The 16437-nt window shown below is 66.6% G+C and carries 16 protein-coding genes, 1 tRNA gene and 2 pseudogenes; 14 read left to right on the top strand and 5 right to left on the bottom strand.

Translation table 11 applies throughout. The features are described from left to right. Nucleotides 1-227 precede the first annotated feature (227 nt). Nucleotides 228-827 (bottom strand): vitamin K epoxide reductase family protein, encoded by a 600-nt coding sequence (locus E3T40_RS16130; protein WP_233194144.1) that lies wholly within the window; start codon nt 825-827, stop codon nt 228-230. Nucleotides 828-1106: 279 nt separating this feature from the next. On the opposite strand from E3T40_RS16130, the gene E3T40_RS16125 reads away from it, so the two are divergent. Beyond that, nucleotides 1107-3872, top strand: coding sequence for an Rne/Rng family ribonuclease (locus tag E3T40_RS16125; protein ID WP_134544828.1), 2766 nt, complete (start codon nt 1107-1109; stop codon nt 3870-3872). Between the two features lie 121 nt (nt 3873-3993). Here the strand turns inward: E3T40_RS16125 and E3T40_RS16120 are convergent, their stop codons facing one another. Continuing rightward, a complete protein-coding gene (locus tag E3T40_RS16120) occupies nt 3994-4284 on the bottom strand; it encodes a DUF4031 domain-containing protein (RefSeq protein WP_104103409.1) in 291 nt (96 codons plus the stop codon). 191 nt (nt 4285-4475) lie between these two features. Between E3T40_RS16120 and rplU the strand changes: the two genes are divergently transcribed. The 11 genes from rplU (at nt 4476) to E3T40_RS16065 (ending at nt 12110) form a co-directional block, all read left to right on the top strand. Continuing rightward, complete coding sequence (gene rplU / locus E3T40_RS16115) at nt 4476-4784, top strand: 50S ribosomal protein L21 (RefSeq protein WP_104103412.1); 309 nt, start codon at nt 4476-4478, stop codon at nt 4782-4784. Between the two features lie 19 nt (nt 4785-4803). Continuing rightward, a complete protein-coding gene (rpmA, locus tag E3T40_RS16110) occupies nt 4804-5061 on the top strand; it encodes a 50S ribosomal protein L27 (RefSeq protein WP_104169636.1) in 258 nt (85 codons plus the stop codon). Nucleotides 5062-5196: 135 nt separating this feature from the next. Continuing rightward, nucleotides 5197-6777 (top strand): GTPase ObgE, encoded by a 1581-nt coding sequence (gene obgE / locus E3T40_RS16105; RefSeq protein WP_104103417.1) that lies wholly within the window; start codon nt 5197-5199, stop codon nt 6775-6777. Further along, nucleotides 6774-7583: a glutamate 5-kinase gene (proB, locus tag E3T40_RS16100; RefSeq protein ID WP_104194948.1), complete on the top strand. Its 810-nt coding sequence runs from the start codon at nt 6774-6776 to the stop codon at nt 7581-7583. The genes obgE and proB (E3T40_RS16100) overlap by 4 nt, the downstream gene beginning before the upstream one ends. After that, nucleotides 7580-8362, top strand: a complete 783-nt coding sequence (gene proB / locus E3T40_RS16095) for a glutamate 5-kinase (protein WP_104103424.1) — start codon at nt 7580-7582, stop codon at nt 8360-8362. The genes proB (E3T40_RS16100) and proB (E3T40_RS16095) overlap by 4 nt, the downstream gene beginning before the upstream one ends. A 9-nt stretch (nt 8363-8371) precedes the next feature. Further along, entirely contained in the window at nt 8372-9634 is a 1263-nt protein-coding gene (locus E3T40_RS16090; protein ID WP_134544823.1) for a glutamate-5-semialdehyde dehydrogenase, read from the top strand. 63 nt (nt 9635-9697) lie between these two features. Further along, a complete protein-coding gene (locus E3T40_RS16085; RefSeq protein WP_104169633.1) occupies nt 9698-9898 on the top strand; it encodes a hypothetical protein in 201 nt (66 codons plus the stop codon). A 15-nt stretch (nt 9899-9913) separates the two neighbouring features. Next, the gene (gene nadD / locus E3T40_RS16080) at nt 9914-10516 is read left to right on the top strand and encodes a nicotinate-nucleotide adenylyltransferase (RefSeq protein ID WP_255408565.1); all 603 of its coding nucleotides are present in this window, start codon (nt 9914-9916) and stop codon (nt 10514-10516) included. A gap of 125 nt (nt 10517-10641) precedes the next feature. Continuing rightward, the gene (locus E3T40_RS16075; protein WP_104194945.1) at nt 10642-11547 is read left to right on the top strand and encodes a hypothetical protein; all 906 of its coding nucleotides are present in this window, start codon (nt 10642-10644) and stop codon (nt 11545-11547) included. A gap of 40 nt (nt 11548-11587) precedes the next feature. Continuing rightward, nucleotides 11588-11965, top strand: a complete 378-nt coding sequence (gene rsfS, locus E3T40_RS16070; protein ID WP_104194944.1) for a ribosome silencing factor — start codon at nt 11588-11590, stop codon at nt 11963-11965. 72 nt (nt 11966-12037) lie between these two features. Beyond that, a tRNA-Ala gene (locus tag E3T40_RS16065) sits at nt 12038-12110 on the top strand. 164 nt (nt 12111-12274) lie between these two features. Here E3T40_RS16065 and E3T40_RS16060 read toward each other — a convergent pair. Continuing rightward, on the bottom strand, nt 12275-12493 hold the full coding sequence (locus E3T40_RS16060; RefSeq protein ID WP_104169629.1) for a DUF1653 domain-containing protein: 219 nt from the start codon (nt 12491-12493) through the stop codon (nt 12275-12277). Between E3T40_RS16060 and E3T40_RS17695 the strand changes: the two genes are divergently transcribed. Further along, nucleotides 12419-13279, top strand: a complete 861-nt coding sequence (locus tag E3T40_RS17695) for a YchJ family metal-binding protein (protein WP_370287955.1) — start codon at nt 12419-12421, stop codon at nt 13277-13279. The genes E3T40_RS16060 and E3T40_RS17695 overlap by 75 nt on opposite strands. A gap of 280 nt (nt 13280-13559) precedes the next feature. Here the strand turns inward: E3T40_RS17695 and nrdD are convergent. Together nrdD and E3T40_RS16045 are read right to left on the bottom strand one after the other, a co-directional pair. Further along, nucleotides 13560-14486, bottom strand: a pseudogene (nrdD, locus tag E3T40_RS16050) (anaerobic ribonucleoside-triphosphate reductase); the annotation flags it as partial. A 159-nt stretch (nt 14487-14645) separates the two neighbouring features. Next, on the bottom strand, nt 14646-15026 hold the full coding sequence (locus E3T40_RS16045; protein WP_134544821.1) for a hypothetical protein: 381 nt from the start codon (nt 15024-15026) through the stop codon (nt 14646-14648). A 210-nt stretch (nt 15027-15236) separates the two neighbouring features. Between E3T40_RS16045 and E3T40_RS16040 the strand changes: the two are divergent. After that, nucleotides 15237-16298 (top strand): annotated as a pseudogene (locus E3T40_RS16040) (LLM class flavin-dependent oxidoreductase). The last annotated feature ends 139 nt before the right edge of the window (nt 16299-16437 follow it).

Genomic DNA, 16437 nt, shown 5'->3' with positions numbered 1-16437 from the left:
CTCGGCTACTCAACACCCACCGAACGCCTCATCAAACTCACACTCGCCGCCTAAAATGAAACCAAGGACCCCGTCCGAAAAGACCGGGTCACCCCAGCCCGTGTGAGCGGCGTGTCGCGAAAATCTCCGAAGTTAGCAACCGCCACGGATGCCCGGAGCGGCAACCTCCGGCCGCCACCACCGGAGCTCGACCACCGGGTCTCAACCGGACGGGGGCAGGGTCGCCATTACAGGCGGTTCAGGAAGTCCATCTCGACCTGGGCGATGACGGCGGCGATCAGGTAGCAGACGATCGTGATCACGATGATCCAGGAGGAGGCGACGGATGCCAGGCGCCGCACGTGCGGCCCCGCTGGGAGGTTGCCCGCCGTGAGGTTGTGCAGCGTCACGGCGAGGAACATTGGGATCGTGACCGTCCAGGTCACCATGCACCACGGGCAGAGCACGTCGAGCTCGAAGAAGCTCTGCGCCATCAGCCAGATCACGAACGCGAGGGCGCCGGTGACGCCCACGTTCAGCGCGATCCAGAACCAGCGGGCTAACCGCGCCCCGGCCAGGATCGCGGCGCCGATCGTGATGACTACCGGCCAGGCCATCAAGCCGATCACCGGGTTGGGGAAACCGAGGATGGCACCCTGCCACGATCCCAGGTTGGTGCTGCAGCCCACCAGCACACTGAAGTTGCAGGAAAGCTGGGCCTGCGGGTCCTCGAGGATCGCGAACTTGTCGACGGTCAGGAGGAAAGCCGCGATGAGGGCGATCAAACCACCGATGATGAAGAAGATGGCGAGCCCGATGGGGCGCTTGACGGGCGGGTTGTGGGGCACATTTGAATTATGTCATGTGCCTCGCATGTGTTCCTGAGAATGCATGCGATAATCGGAACAGTCGCTTGGGCCGCGCTCAAGTTGACGCCAGAGAAGTCTTAATGGGCCGTAAAGGCCCAGATTCATTGGTCCCACGACCAAAGGTATTAGCAGCCAGAGCCAAGAGCCGGTTGCGAACGAAGAGGATTTCCGAGGGTTTCGCGCAAGCGTGATCCTCGCACGAGAGAGTAGCCGGATGGGTGGCGCGGTCGCCCACACTGGTCAAGGAGCGCACCAGTGATGGTGGAAGACAACGAAAACATCAAAAAACGCAAGGGTTTGTTCGGCACCCGCCGCACCTCGCGGAGGGCTGCCACCCCGGTGACCGTTCCGGAGGCCGCGCCTGAGAACAACAGTGCGCAGCAAAATGACGCCGCACAGAACGTCGCTGCGGCGACGCGCGAGCCGATTTCAGCAGCGCAGGCACCCCGCGTCCACACCGACGACGCCGTGACCGAGCCGGCAGCCGCCGCTCCGTTCGGCGAAACCCCCGACTCAGAACAGGACGCTGCCGTGGAACCGACGCCGCCGCCCACCCCGACCGCCGATGTGGTTCGCCGCCCGTCCACCTCGCTGGTGTTCCAGGCCCCGGTCATCGTGCCGCTACCGGCCCGCACCGGAGCGCGCCGCGACACCGCGCGCCAGGACACCGGCCAGGACATCCGTCAGGACCATGACGACGAGGGCGACGCGTTGTCGACCGTTCGTCGTCGCGCCCGCCGGCGCACCGGCGACGAGAACCGGTCCGGATCCGACGACCCCGCGAACACCGTTGTTCGCGTGCGCACGCCCCGCGAACCCGAACTCATCACCGAACCCCAGCGGATCAAGGGGTCGACCCGCCTCGAGGCCAAGAAGCAGCGCCGCCGTGACGGCCGCGATGCCGGGCGCCGTCGCCCGGTGATCACCGAGGCCGAGTTCCTCGCCCGCCGCGAATCCGTCGACCGGGTCATGGTCGTGCGGGCCAAGCACAACAAGATTCAGATCGGGGTGCTGGAAGACGGTGTGCTGGTCGAGCACTACGTCGCCAAGAATCAGGATGCCTCGCTGATCGGAAACGTCTACCTGGGCAAGGTGCAGAACGTGCTGCCGAGCATGGAAGCAGCCTTCGTCGACATCGGACGCGGCCGCAACGCCGTGCTGTACTCGGGTGAGGTCGACTGGGAGGCCGCCGCCGAGAACTCCGGCAACAGCAGCCAGGCTCGGCGCATCGAGCTCGCGCTCAAGCCGGGCGACAAGGTGCTCGTGCAGGTCACGAAGGACCCGATCGGGCACAAGGGTGCGCGACTCACCAGCCAGGTGTCACTGCCCGGCCGCTACCTCGTCTACGTGCCGAACGGCTCGATGAACGGGATCAGCCGCAAGTTGCCCGACACCGAGCGGGCGCGCTTGAAGAAGATCCTCAAGGAGGTTTTGCCCGAGAACGTGGGGGTCATCGTGCGCACCGCGGCCGAGGGTGCCACCGACGAGCAGCTCACGCTCGACGTCAACCGGCTCACCTCGCAGTGGGCGTCCATCGCCAAGCAGGTCGACACGGTGCAGGCACCGGCCCTGCTGCACAGCGAACCGGACCTTCTGATCAAGATCGTGCGGGATGTCTTCAACGAGGACTTTCAGAAGATGGTCATCTCCGGCGAGGAATCCCGCGAGGTCATCGAGGCCTACCTGCGCCAGGTCGCACCGGACCTGGTGGAGCGCGTGGAGCGTCACGAGGGCGAGAACGACGCCTTCGACGAGTACCGTATTTCGGAGCAGATCGAGAAGGCCCTCGACCGCAAGGTCTGGCTACCGTCCGGTGGCTCCCTCGTGATCGACCGCACCGAGGCCATGACCGTCGTCGATGTCAACACCGGCAAGTTCGTCGGCTCTGGTGGAAACCTCGAGGAGACCGTCACGAAGAACAACCTCGAGGCTGCCGAAGAGATCGTTCGCCAGCTGCGTCTGCGCGACATCGGCGGCATCATCGTCGTCGACTTCATCGACATGGTCCTCGAAACCAACCGCGACCTCGTGCTGCGCCGCATGCTCGAATGCCTGAGCCGCGACCGCACCAAGCACCAGGTCGCCGAGGTTACCTCGCTCGGGCTTGTGCAGATGACCCGCAAAAAGCTCGGTCTCGGACTCCTGGAATCATTCAGCGAGAACTGTGAAGCCTGCGCCGGCCGAGGCATCGTCATCCACCACGACCCGGTGCTCAAGCACCGCCAGACGGCTCAGCCGGCCATGGAGCGTCGCCCGCGCAGCAAGTCGGGCACCAATTCCGGCGGCGACAACGGGCACCGCGGCGGAAACGGAAACGGAAACGGTACCAACTCCGCAGCCGCGCACGCGTCTCAGGCCGATGCCGGCAAGTCCGGACACGGCACCCACGGCATCACCGAGGATGCCAAGCACGCCCTCGCCCTGATCGCCGCCCGCACCATCCCGCGCGCCCTGACCGGCTCGATCCCGATCATCGCCCTGCCTGAGGCGAAGCCGGAATCGGTTCCCGCGGAGAAGGCGGCCGCCCCCGCGGCATCAGTCGACGGGTCATCTGTCGACGCGGCGACCGCCGCATCAGCCAACCCGGCCGCCGAAGCCAACCCGATCGAGGAGGCCGTGAACGAGGCAGTCGCGGCCGAGACGTCTGCACCGTCGGCACGCCGCAGCCGTAGGGCGTCCTCCCTTCCCCGCCAGCGGGACGCAGCGCCCATCGTGACCCCGGAAACCCCGGTTCAGGAGGCGCAGCAGACCCCGGTCGAGGCACCTGCCGCGCTCGAGGCCGCAACGCCCGACGACGACGAGCCCGTCGCCATCCTGGACATCCCGGTCAAGAAGTCCTCCCGTAGCCGCCGCACGGTCAGCAAGCAGGTCACCGACCAGCTGCTGGACTCGGTGCTGGACGCCCTGCCCGAGCCCAAGCAGCCGGGCCAGGGGCGTTCGCGCAGCCGGCGGGTGACGACGGCCGGCGGATCCACCGGGTCGGCCCAGCCGATCATGACCACGGCCCCGGATTCCCAGCAGTAACGAGAATCCCTGCAGGAACGAATCGAGTCGATCGGGCGACCGGCGGCGCACAGCCCACGGGGCTGGGCGTCGCCGGTCGCCCGGTCTCTTTCAACCGGCGAGGCAGCGCTTCGGGCCCCGATCAGGACTCTGGGAGAGAGCCGCTGCCCGATCGGTCCCGGCCGCGCACACGCAGGCCGCTTGCGCGGAGCCGGAGAACCAGTTCCCGATTGTCCACCGGATGCGCCCCCGAGGCCACGAGGGCGTCATAGCGGTGGGCGGGTACGTCGTAGTGGTCCAGGTCGAAGCCGCGGCGGGGGATTCCGTTGCGGGCCGCGAAAGCGTGCAGTTCGGCCAGTGACGAATCGCTGACAAGATGGGACCAGACGGTGCCATGCGCGGGCCACATCGGCTTGTCGATCAAGACGGTCATCACCCGATTCTATGATCCGGCCTCGGTTTGACCGTTGCAGCAGGATCGGCTAACGTTGACTTTTGGTGTGCGACGGGCCTTCGCCCCCGCGATCACCGAGGTTTTCTGAGAGCGACGGGCCGACTTGGCGTGTTTAAGGCAGTAACTTTCCATCACGGGGCCTCACGGCTCCCCAGAGATAGGTACGTAACGTGGTTTACGCAGTTGTGCGCGCCGGTGGGCGGCAGGAAAAGGTAGAGGTCGGGACCATCGTCACGATGGACCGAATCAAAGCCAACAAGGACGGCAACGTCGAGCTGGCCGCAGTGCTTCTCGTCGACGGCGACACGATCACCTCTGACTCCCAGTCACTGGCCAAGATCACGGTCACGGCCGAGGTCTTGAACGATCTCCGCGGTCCGAAGATCGTCATCCAGAAGTTCAAGAACAAGACCGGGTACAAGAAGCGTCAGGGGCACCGTCAGGAGCTCACTCGCGTTCAGGTTACCGGCATCGCCTAGGCCCTGAGGAGCAGAACAGATGGCACATAAAAAAGGCGCGAGTTCCACTCGCAACGGTCGCGACTCCAACGCCCAGCGCCTCGGCGTGAAGCGCTTCGGCGGTCAGGTTGTCAGCGCGGGCGAGATCATCGTCCGTCAGCGCGGCACCCACTTCCACCCCGGCGTCAACGTCGGCCGTGGTGGCGACGACACGCTCTTCGCTCTCGAGCCCGGCTCGGTTGAGTTCGGCGCCAAGGGCGGCCGCAAGGTCGTCAACATCGTGGTGGCTGCCGCTTAGGCATTCCACATCGGTAAGCGTGAGGGCGGGCTTCGGCTCGCCCTTTGCGTGTTTTACGGCACCCGCACGACAAGATGCACAGCACCAATGATTTACGCACCACTGAGCTTTTTGCCACCTGAAAGGGGCACCCCCATGGCCACGTTTGTTGACCACGTCACTCTCCACCTGCGAGCAGGCAACGGAGGGAACGGCTGTGTCTCCGTCAAGCGTGAGAAGTTCAAGCCGCTCGCCGGCCCTGACGGAGGCAACGGCGGAAGCGGTGGTGACATCGTGCTCGTCGCCGACCCGAACGTGACGACCCTCCTCGGTTACCACCGGTCCCCGCACCGCAGCTCCGCGAACGGCGGCCCCGGCATGGGTGACCACCGCGCCGGCTTCGGCAGCGAGCTGATGGAGCTGGCCGTCCCGCTCGGCACCGTGGTCAAAGACGCCGAGGGCAACGAACTCGCCGACATGACCGAGCCGGGCTTCCGTATCGTCGTGGCGCCTGGCGGTCAGGGCGGGCTCGGCAACGCGGCCCTGGCCTCGCTCAAACGCAAAGCCCCCGGCTTCGCCCTGCTCGGCACCTACGGCTGGGAAGGCGACATCCAGCTTGAACTCAAGACCGTGGCGGATGTCGCGCTCGTCGGCTACCCCTCGGCCGGCAAGTCCAGCCTGATCGCGGCCATCTCGGCGGCCCGGCCCAAGATTGCGGATTACCCGTTCACGACCCTGCACCCCAACCTCGGCGTCGTGGATGCCGGCGAGGTGCGCTACACCGTCGCCGACGTGCCCGGCCTAATCGAGGGCGCCAGCGAGGGAAAGGGCCTCGGCCTCGAATTCCTTCGTCACGTGGAACGGTGTACGGCGTTGCTGCACATCCTCGACTGCGCCACACTCGACCCTGACCGTGACCCGCTCAGCGACCTCGACGTCATTCTCGGCGAACTGGCCGCCTACCCGGTGCCCGACGGCCAGAAGCCGCTCCTCGACCGCCCCCAGTTGATCGCCCTGAACAAGATCGACGTTCCCGAGGGCCGGGAGCTCGCGGAGTTCGTCAAGCCCGACCTCGAGGCGCGCGGTTACCGCGTGTTCGAGATCTCGACCGTCAGCCATGAGGGTCTCAAGCAGCTCAACTATGCGCTGGCCGAGACCGTCGAGGCCGGACGGGTCGAGGCCGCCGCGGCGCAGGCCGTCAAGCCGCGCATCGTGATCCGCCCGAAGGCCGTCGACGACAGCGGCTTCGTCGTCAAGGTCGAGGGTGGGTCGTTCGGCAACATCTACCGCATCATCGGCACCAAGCCCGAGCGCTGGGTGCAGCAGACGGACTTCAAGAACGACGAGGCCGTCGGCTTCCTGGCCGACCGCCTGGCCAAGCTCGGCATCGAGAACGAACTGTTCAAGGCCGGCGCGATCGCCGGCTCGACGGTCATCATCGGGCCCGGCAACGGCGTGGTCTTCGACTGGGAGCCCACCCTCACCTCCACGGCCGAACTGATCACGGCCCCGCGTGGCACCGACACCCGCCTTGACGACTCCAAGCGACGCACCAGCAACGAGCGCCGAGAGGAGTACTTCGGCCGGATGGACGCCAAGGCAGCCGCACGCGCCGAACTGATCCGAGAGCGCGAGGCCGGCATGTGGTCGACCGGCGAGGAAGAGTACAACGGCGACACTCTCACGGGCGACGGTTCAGTCCCGGTGTCGCCCCGTAAGGAGAGCGGGGCCGAATGAGTCACCGCTCCCGCGCCCAGGTAGCTTCCGCCCGGCGCATCGTCGTGAAGGTCGGCTCCTCGTCGATCAGCGGCGACAACTCCGAGCAGATCGTACCTCTGATCGAGGTCCTGGCCCAGGCCCACAATCGCGGCGTGGAGGTTGTCCTGGTGTCGAGCGGCGCCGTCGCCAGCGGCATGGACTACCTCAACCTCGACGAGCGGCCGGCCGACCTGGCCACCCAACAGGCCGCGGCATCCGTGGGTCAGAACGTGCTCACGGCCCGTTACCAGGAGACTCTGGACCGCTATGGCATTGCCGCGGGGCAGGTGCTGCTGACAGAGGGTGACCTACTCAACGAGCCGCACCGCAGCAACACCCGCCGCGCGGTGAACCGGCTGCTGGACCTGCGCATTATGCCCGTCGTGAACGAGAACGACACGGTCGCGACCTACGGGCTGCGATTCGGCGACAACGACCGGCTCGCCGCCATGCTCTCGGTGCTCATCCGCGCCGACCTACTGCTCTTGCTCAGCGACGTCGACGCGCTCTACACTAAGCCCCCGCACCTGCCCGGTGCGGAACCGATCGACTTTATCGGGTTCGACCAGGAACTGGACGGCATGGAGTTCGGGGCGAACAAGGGTGCCGGCACCGTGGGCACCGGCGGGGCGGACACCAAGGTGAGGGCGGCCCGCCTGGCCGCCTCCGCCGGAACGGCCGTTCTCGTCACTGAGACGAGCCTGGCCGCAGAGGCCCTCCGCGGCGGCTCCTGTGGCACCTGGTTCGAGCCGATGCCCACCGCGCCCGGCCGAGCGCTTCTGTGAGCGCACTCGGCCGACACGAGGTCGCGTCGGCCGCGCGCATCGTTGTGAAGGTCGGCTCCTCCTCGATCAGCGGCGCGAACATCGCACAGATCATCCCGCTCGTCGATGCCCTTGCCGAGGCGCACGGGCGCGGAGTGGAGATCGTCCTCGTCTCCTCCGGGGCCATCGCCACCGGCATGCCCTACCTGCAACTCGACGAGCGCCCCACCGACCTGGCCACCCAGCAGGCCGCGGCATCCGTGGGCCAGAACCTGCTCATCTTCCGCTACCAGGACAGCCTCGACCGGTACGACATCGTCGCCGGCCAGGTGCTGCTCACTGCCGGTGACCTGGAAAACCCCTCGCATCGAGGCAACGCCCACCGGGCGATGGATCGCCTGCTCGGTCTGCGCATCCTGCCGATCGTCAACGAGAACGACACGGTCGCCACCCACGAGATCCGGTTCGGCGACAACGACCGGTTGGCCGCCCTGGTCGCCACGCTCATCCACGCCGACCTGCTGGTCCTGCTCAGCGACGTCGACGCCCTCTACACGCGCGCGCCGCACCTGCCGGGCGCGGAACGCATCGATCACGTCCCCTGCGGCGATCCCATGCTCGGTGTCGAGCTCAGCGGCAGCCGCTCCGGCGTGGGCACCGGGGGTGCCGACACCAAGGTGTCGGCCGCACGGATCGCGGCGGAGGCCGGCACTGCCGTGCTGCTCACCTCGACTGGTCTGGTTGCCGAGGCACTCCGCGGCGACCCGGTCGGAACCTGGTTCGAACCCGCTCTGGCCTAAACTACCGGGATGCTGCAGACCGACTCACCTCAGATCACCTCGATCCTCGAAGCCGCCCGAACCGCCGCCCGAACTCTGGCCACGACGTCGACCGGGCTGAAGAACCAGGCGTTGCACGGGATCGCCGCCGCCCTGCGGGGGAGCGCTGCGGAGATTCTGGCCGCTAACACCCTGGATCTGGCCGCCGGCACGCACAATGGCCTCTCCGAGGGCTTGCTCGACCGCCTCAGCCTCGACGAGGCGCGCATTAACGCCCTCGCCGACGCCGTGCTCGAGATCAGCCTGCTCACCGATCCCGTCGGGGAGGTTGTGCGCGGCTCCAGCCTGCCCAACGGCGTCCGAATCAGCCAGGTGCGTGTACCCTTCGGTGTCGTCGGCGTCATCTACGAGGCCCGCCCGAACGTCACCGTGGACATAGCCGCCATCGCTCTGAAGAGCGGCAACGCCGTCGTCCTGCGGGGCGGATCGGCCGCCGAGAACACCAACCGGGTGCTCGTCACCCTGCTCCAGGCCGCGATCAGGCAGGTCGGCCTGCCCGAGGCGTGCGTGCAGACCATCGACCCGTTCGGCCGTACCGGTGCCACCGAGCTGATGCAGGCCCGCGGCTTTGTCGACGTGCTGATCCCGCGGGGGAGCGCCGGCCTGATTCGGGCTGTCGTCACCCAGTCGACCGTGCCCGTGATCGAGACCGGGGCCGGCGTCGTGCACATCTTCGTCGACGAGTCGGCGAATCCGGAGTGGGCGGTCGACATCGTGCACAACTCGAAGGTGCACCGGCCCAGTGTCTGCAACGCCCTCGAGACTCTGCTCGTGCACGAGGCCGCGGCCGCGCGGCTCCTGCCGGCCGTTCTGGCGAAGCTGACGGAGTCCGGCGTTACCCTGCACGGCGACGACCGCGTGCGCGAGATCTTCCCCGCGGCCGTGCCGGCCACGGAGGAGGACTGGTCCACCGAGTACATGGGCCTCGAACTGGCCGTGGCGGTCGTCGACTCCCTCGACGACGCCATTGCGCACATCCGTCGCTACTCGACCGGGCACACGGAGTCGATCATCACAAACGACATCGTGAACGCCGACCGGTTTCTCGGAGAAGTGGATTCCGCGGCGGTCATGGTCAATGCCTCGACCCGGTTCACCGATGGCGGCGAGTTCGGTTTCGGAGCCGAGGTGGGCATTTCCACCCAGAAACTGCACGCTCGCGGGCCGATGGGTCTGCCCGAGCTCACCAGCACCAAGTGGATCGTGCGTGGCTCCGGCCAGGTGCGCGCATAGCCCCGCTAGACTGTGAGCCGCGGCGTATCACTGTGCCTTGTGTGTCCCTGAATGGAGAATCCCATGTCGTTCCTGACCGTTGTGCTGGCTGAGGCCGGGCTCGTCGATTTGCCGATGCCGATCTTCCTCTACGGAGTGATCGCCCTCGTGGTCTTCGCCGCGCTCGGCTTCGTCGTCTGGTCCTACCGGGATGTCGCCAACCGCCACCAGGCCAAGGCGAAGGCTTACGCCGACGCCCACGGCGGCGCGCGCAGCGACCACTAATCGGAAGCGTCACCCATCGATAATCCCGGGGCCCGCCCACCGCGCATCGGCGTGATGGGCGGCACGTTCGACCCCATTCACCACGGGCACCTTGTGGCCGCCAGCGAGGTGGCTCAGAGCTTCGACCTTGATACGGTCATTTTCGTTCCCACCGGTCAGCCGTGGCAGAAGGCAGATGTGACCGAGAGCGAGCACCGGTATCTCATGACGGTCATCGCCACCGCCTCCAATCCCCGGTTCACCGTCAGCCGGGTCGACATCGACCGAACCGGGCCCACGTACACGATCGACACCCTGCGGGATCTGCACGCCGAACGCCCGGACGCGGAGCTGTTCTTCATCACGGGTGCCGACGCGATGGGGCAGATCCTGGGCTGGAAAGATGTTCAGGAGCTCTGGGACCTGGCCCATTTCGTGGCTGTGAGTCGTCCGGGACACGAGCTCAGTATTTCGGGATTGCCCGACCAGGACGTAAGCTTGTTGGAGGTTCCGGCTCTGGCCATCTCGTCCACGGACTGCCGGGAACGTGTGAATCGGGGATTCCCGGTCTGGTATCTGGTCCCCGATGGGGTTGTCCAGTACATCTCAAAGCATCATCTGTATCGGAGTGTGGCATGACGTTGGGTAATGACCCACAGCCACTGACGCGGCGACAAGCCCGCGAATTGGCTAGTCGGAACGAGCAGGTTGTCGCCGGCGAATCCGCCGTACCTGCGCCTCCGGCGCCGCTCGAACCGGCACCGGTGGATCAGGCACCGGTTCCGGTGACGGATGCCCTTTCCGCAAAGCAGCACGCCGCCCAGCAGTATCCCGCCGCACCGTCCGCGTTCGCGCCTCGCGCCGTCGACGGCACGCGCAGCGTTCTCCACGCGCAGGACCACAGCACCCTGACCCGTCGTGAGCTGCGCGCGCTTCAGACCGCACAGACCGGCGATTCCGGCGAATTCCTGCTGAAGCACAACTCCCACACCGAGTCGGCGCTCCCCGCTGCCCCGATCGCACCCGTGCCCGAGACGGCTGCGCACCCCTTCGCCATCGACGCGCTGCACGTTCCGGTGGCCCCCGCCAAGGTGGCGCCGCCCGTCGAGTTCCTGATTGAGGCCTCCCCGCGCACGAAGGTCAAGTCCCGACCCGGAGTGCTCCACCCGCCGGTCGGACACTGGTCGCTGGCCCGCGACGAGGTTGACGACCACGTTCCCGGCGTGACACAGCTCGAACCGTTCGACCAGATCGTGGCTCGCGGCATCAGCGCCGGCGGCATTCCGACCACGACCAACGCCCTGATCCTGCCGTCCATCCCGCACCACGGATCTTCGTCGGGCCCGCTCATGCGCACCGGCGAGATCATGGTCACCGGGTCGATCGACCTGCCCCGCAGCCTCGGTTCCACCGGAGCCCTGCCGAACGTCTTCGACTCGTCGGACATGGATCAGATGCTCGACCAGCTCGACGAGGGTGGACACCATAGCGACGTCGCCCCGGTCAGTGCGAGCCGCGCCGTCAGCACGCACGCTTCGACCCGGGGAGTCATGGCTCCACCGAAAAAGCGCGGGTTGACCGTTCCGGCCGTCCTGACCGTTACCGCAGGCGTCCTCGCTTTCGGCGTGCTGGCCCTGATCGTGGCCGGCTACGTCCTCAAGATTTTCTAATGCCATCCATTTCGCTTTCACTAACTCAGGGATTCATTCGATGACCGCTTCTGCCCATGCTCTCGAGCTCCTCCAGGTGGCCGCCGCCGCCGCAGACTCGAAAGCGGGAGAGGACCTCGTCGCAATCGACGTATCCAATCCCCTGCCTCTCACCGACATCTTCCTGATCGTCACGGGCCGCTCCGAGCGCAACGTGGTGGCCATCGCCGGTGAGATCGAAGACAAGATGACCGAGGCCGGCCACAAACCGCTGCGTCGCGAAGGCCGTGCCGAGGGGCGCTGGGTCCTCGTCGACTTCGGCGATCTCGTCGTGCACATTTTCCACGAGGAAGAGCGCGTGTACTACTCGCTCGAACGTCTGTGGAAAGACTGCCCCGTCATTCCCATCGCACTGCCTGCCCACAAGGCCGCCGAGTAGCGGTGGTCAGCAGCAGGCTAATCATGTAGTAGCCTAGAGAAGTTGTTTCGGGCACGTTGCGAAACACATTCTGGGTCCGTGGCGCAGCTGGTAGCGCACCTGCATGGCATGCAGGGGGTCAGGGGTTCGAATCCCCTCGGATCCACCGAGTAGCACAACGTACCGAAAATATGGAACAGGCCTCGACTTCGGTCGGGGCCTGTTCTGGTTATGTGGGGCAGAAAAGCTCATCAGTGAACTTCGCATGAAATGTATCGATCAGATGGATCCTCGCGGAGGGCCCTCTGACGCGACTGCGGGGGCTGGTGATCACGCGCCGTCGATCAGGGCGAAGCGTGGAACGTCTGCGCCGTCGATGCGGACGGTTCCCGTGAACATGGCCAAGGGGCGCACCCACAGCCCGCGTTCTCCGTACAGGGCGGTGTAGACCACCAGCTGTTCCTCGGTCTCCGAGTGCAGCGCCACGCCGAGAACCTCGTAGAGGTGACCCTTGTAGTGCTTGTATCTGCCGATCGCAATGTCATTCATGGTGGGCTGACTCTAGGCTCCTTCGCCCGGCATTCCCAAACCGTCATCTCCCCACCCGAGCCGGACCGGCAGGTACCGGGCCGTACCCTGTTGCCCGGCGCCACACACCTGTTCGAGGAGCCGAAACCCTGGCGGAGGCCGCCGACCTGGCCCGGAACCGGGTCGCCGACCACCTCGCCCCGACCGTCCCGCCACCGGTTGCCCGCACCGCGAGTATCGCCCCGAGTCCGGCCGACACCCGAGCGACGGGAGTCACAGAACGAACCCGGCACGGGAGGTGACCGCGACGCTGCGGTCGAACAGGTCGGCAGAACGCGAGTACGAGACCGAGCCGACCGGGTTCCGGCGGCCCGGACGCTGCCCGATACTGGAGGGGTGCCCGAGACTTCGATCCCCGCAGAGCGCCCGCAGCGCCCTCGACCGTGCCCCTGCCCGAGCGGCAACCCCTATTTCGCGTGCTGTGGTCGGTTCCACCGCGGGGACGCGTTTGCGCCCACCGCGGAGGCGCTGATGCGGTCCCGGTACGCGGCCTTCGCGGTGGGGGAGCCGGACTACCTGCTCACGACGTGGCATCCGCTCACCCGCCCGGAGGTGCTGGAACTCGACGCCGACGTGCGTTGGCTCCGCCTCGAGATCGAACGGACCGCGCAGGGCGGCCCGTTCGACACCGAAGGGGTGGTGGAGTTCACCGCGCACAGCCGGTCCGGCGGCGTCTCCTCGCAGCAGCACGAGATCAGCCGGTTCGTGCGCCTGAACCGCCGGTGGGTCTACCGGGACGCCGTCTAGCCCAGCTGCTCCAGGTGGGCTTTCAGCCGCGCCGCGAACGCGGGGCGGGCACCTTCGGCCCGCACAGTCTGCAGCACGTGTTCCCGCACGCCCAGGGCGGTGAGCGTGGCGCTGAGCCCCTGACTTCTCCGGGGGGCATGATCATCGGGTCGACGGTCGTGCGTGCCGGGTGGGCTCCCCACCCGAGAAGACCACCCCGTCGAGCAGGCCGTGACGCTTGGTCAGCAGCCAGCCGCAGGTGGACAGTGCCACAAGTCCCGCGATCTGCAGATCGTTCGCGCTCGCCCTTCTTGCCGATGCTGAACGAGCTGACCGGGCGGAAGTGGCCCATCACGATGGTCCACACCTCACAGACGCCGCCGCAGACCGTGCAGGTCGGGTGCTCGCCGGCCAGGTAGCCGTGGTCGGGGCAGATTGAGAACGACGGCGTAACCGTGATGTACGGCAGCCGGTGCGTCGTCAGGGAGCGCTGGACGAGCTCGCGCCAGGCCGCGGCCGTGCAGAGCTTCTCCGACATGTACAGGTGCAGCACGGTGCCGCCGGTGTACTTGCTCTGCAGCTCGTCCTGGCGGTCGAGGGCCTCGAACGAGTCGTCGGTGAAGCCCACCGGCAGCTGGGACGAGTCGGTGTAGTACGGGTTCGCTTCGGTTCGGGCCTGCAGGATGTCCGGGAAGCGCTTCCGATCGTCCTTTGCGAACCGCTCGGTGGTGCCCTCCGCCGGGGTAGCCTCCAGGTTGTACATGTTTCCGGTGGTCTCCTGGAATGAAGTTCTGGAAATAAGGAGTGCCAAACTTCGCGGTCATCACGTCGATAGACGCCCGGTTGATCACGGCCATCTCCTCGGCCAGGTCGCCGTGGTTGAAGTCCTGCTCGACCTCGCCGATCACGGTCACCTGCTCGCGCAGGTACTCCGGGCAGACCCAGTCGAACGTGAGGTTGGTGAACGGCGCCCGGTAGGAGTCGAAGGAGCTGAACTCCTGCGCTCCGGCCCACTCGCTCTGCATGGTGCCGAGGAAATTGACGATCTGCGCGAGGGCCGAGGAGAAATGCCCCGGGGAGTGGACTCGACCTTGTCGAGAAAGCCAATCAGTCCCTCGTCGAGGAACACCCGGAGCGACCAGCCGGCGCAATAGCCGGCCAGCATGTCGAGGTCGTGGATGTGTAGCTCGCCCTCGCGCTGCGCCTTGCCGATCTCGGCGCTGGAGACGGCGGTACGGATCCGCACTGCGTCGGAGGGAGCGTCGGCGCCAGTGCGCTTGATGGCCCAAAATTTCGGGTTTGTGCATTCGACCTCACACCCTGTGCCTCAACGTCACCACATCTTGGGGTCCACATTCCGATACTGACGAGATGTGGTGGTGAGTGGCTAAGCGAACGGTAAGAACAGGGCCGCCAAAAGGGCGACGTAGACGACCACGAAGACTGCGGGGGTCAGGAAGCGCACGACGTTGATCCACGGTGCGGAGGCGATGACGCCGCGCCCGAGGGCGCTGCTCGCGGGCAGCGCGCAGAGGTCAGCCACGATGGCGAGCCCTTCGTTCGCGGACGCGATTTGAGCGAGCGCGCCGAGAATGCCTGAGGCCAGCAGGATGCCCGCGGCCGCGATGCGCACGCTCAGCTCGGCCTCCGCCAGGCCGAGGGACAGGAAAGCCACGAGCGCCGTGAGTAGGAAGGTCGGAGCGAGCTGGGACATGATGATGTGCCAACGGGCCCGGGTCCAGAGCGAAATGAGTTCGTGTTCGGTCATGGGAAATCTCCTGTCGCCGGGGCGACCGGATGGTGGCGCCTGACCCCATTCTGCCCCTCGCGCCGGCTCGCCGGCGGCCCCCTCCCTAGCGGAGCGCCCCGAACCTCAGGTCGGGCTCGGAATATTCCCGGGACGGCCGCGGTTTGGCCTTTGAATGCATTTGCATAGAGTTTGTCGAACGTACCGACCACGGCGAGGAGCACGCACCAGATGAAAAAGAAGTTCGAACTCGGGCTGGATACCTTCGGTGACGTTACCTTTGACGCCTTCGGGGCCCGGTTGTCCCAGGCGGCGACGCTGCGCAACGTGGTGGCCGAGGGTGTGCTGGCCGATCAGGTCGGCCTGGACTTTTTCGGGATCGGTGAGCACCACCGGGAAGATTTCGCCGTTTCCGCCCCCGAGGTTGTTCTGGCCGCAATCGCCGGGCAGACCACCGGCATCCGTCTCGGGTCTGCGGTCACCGTTCTGAGCTCCGACGACCCGGTGCGCGTCTTCCAGCGCTTCTCCACCCTCGACGCGGTCTCCAGCGGGCGTGCCGAGGTCATCCTGGGTCGCGGCTCCTTCACCGAGTCGTTCCCGCTTTTCGGCCTGGAGCTGGAGCAATATGAGCTTCTGTTCGAGGAAAAGCTCAACCTCTTCACCGAGCTGCTCAAGGAGGAGCCCATCACTTGGTCGGGCGAAACCCGTGCCGGCCTGCGTAACCAGCGGGTGTTCCCGCCCACCGAATCCGGATCCCTCACCACCTGAATCGGCGTGGGCGGCAGCCCCCAGTCCGTCGTGCGCGCCGCGCACTACGGCCTGCCGCTGATGCTGGCCATCATCGGCGGCTCGCCGCTGGCCTTCGTGCCACTGGTCCAGCTCTATCACCGTGCGCTGGCCCAGTTCGAGAAGCCGACCCGCCCGATCGGCGAGCACTCCCCGGGATATGTGGCCGTGACGGATGCCCAGGCCCGCGAGGAAATGTGGCCGCACTATGCCGCCATGCAGGACCGGATCGGCCGCGAGCGCGGTTGGGGTCCGGTCACCCGGGAGCGCTTCGAACACGACGCCGGCCCGGACGGCGCCCTGTTCGTGGGCTCACCCGAGACCGTGGCCACGAAGATCGCCGCCACGGCGGTGAGGCTGGGGCTCGCCCGCTTCGACCTCAAATACAGCCTCGGCACGCTCTCCCACGAGAAACTGATGACCAGCATCGAGCTTTACGGCACCGAGGTGGCACCGCTCGTGCGCGAGCTGGTAGCTGCCGACCGCGCCGACGACGAGAGCGGGTGATCGCGGAACGCCAGAATACGAGGCCCGTCACAGCGCCCGGAACGAATTCGACGGAGATTTTGGCTCTCCTGCTTCATCCGTGGGTGTTGCGGAGCGCCTTAACGGCCGCACGCCGCTTCCTGTCTAGGTTTCTGACTGT

Source organism: Cryobacterium sp. TMT1-19, from assembly GCF_004403055.1.
In the GTDB taxonomy this organism is placed as follows: Bacteria; Actinomycetota; Actinomycetes; order Actinomycetales; family Microbacteriaceae; genus Cryobacterium; species Cryobacterium sandaracinum.
The sequence above is the reverse complement of the archived record's forward strand: the minus strand, read 5'-3'. Positions and strand labels throughout refer to the sequence as shown.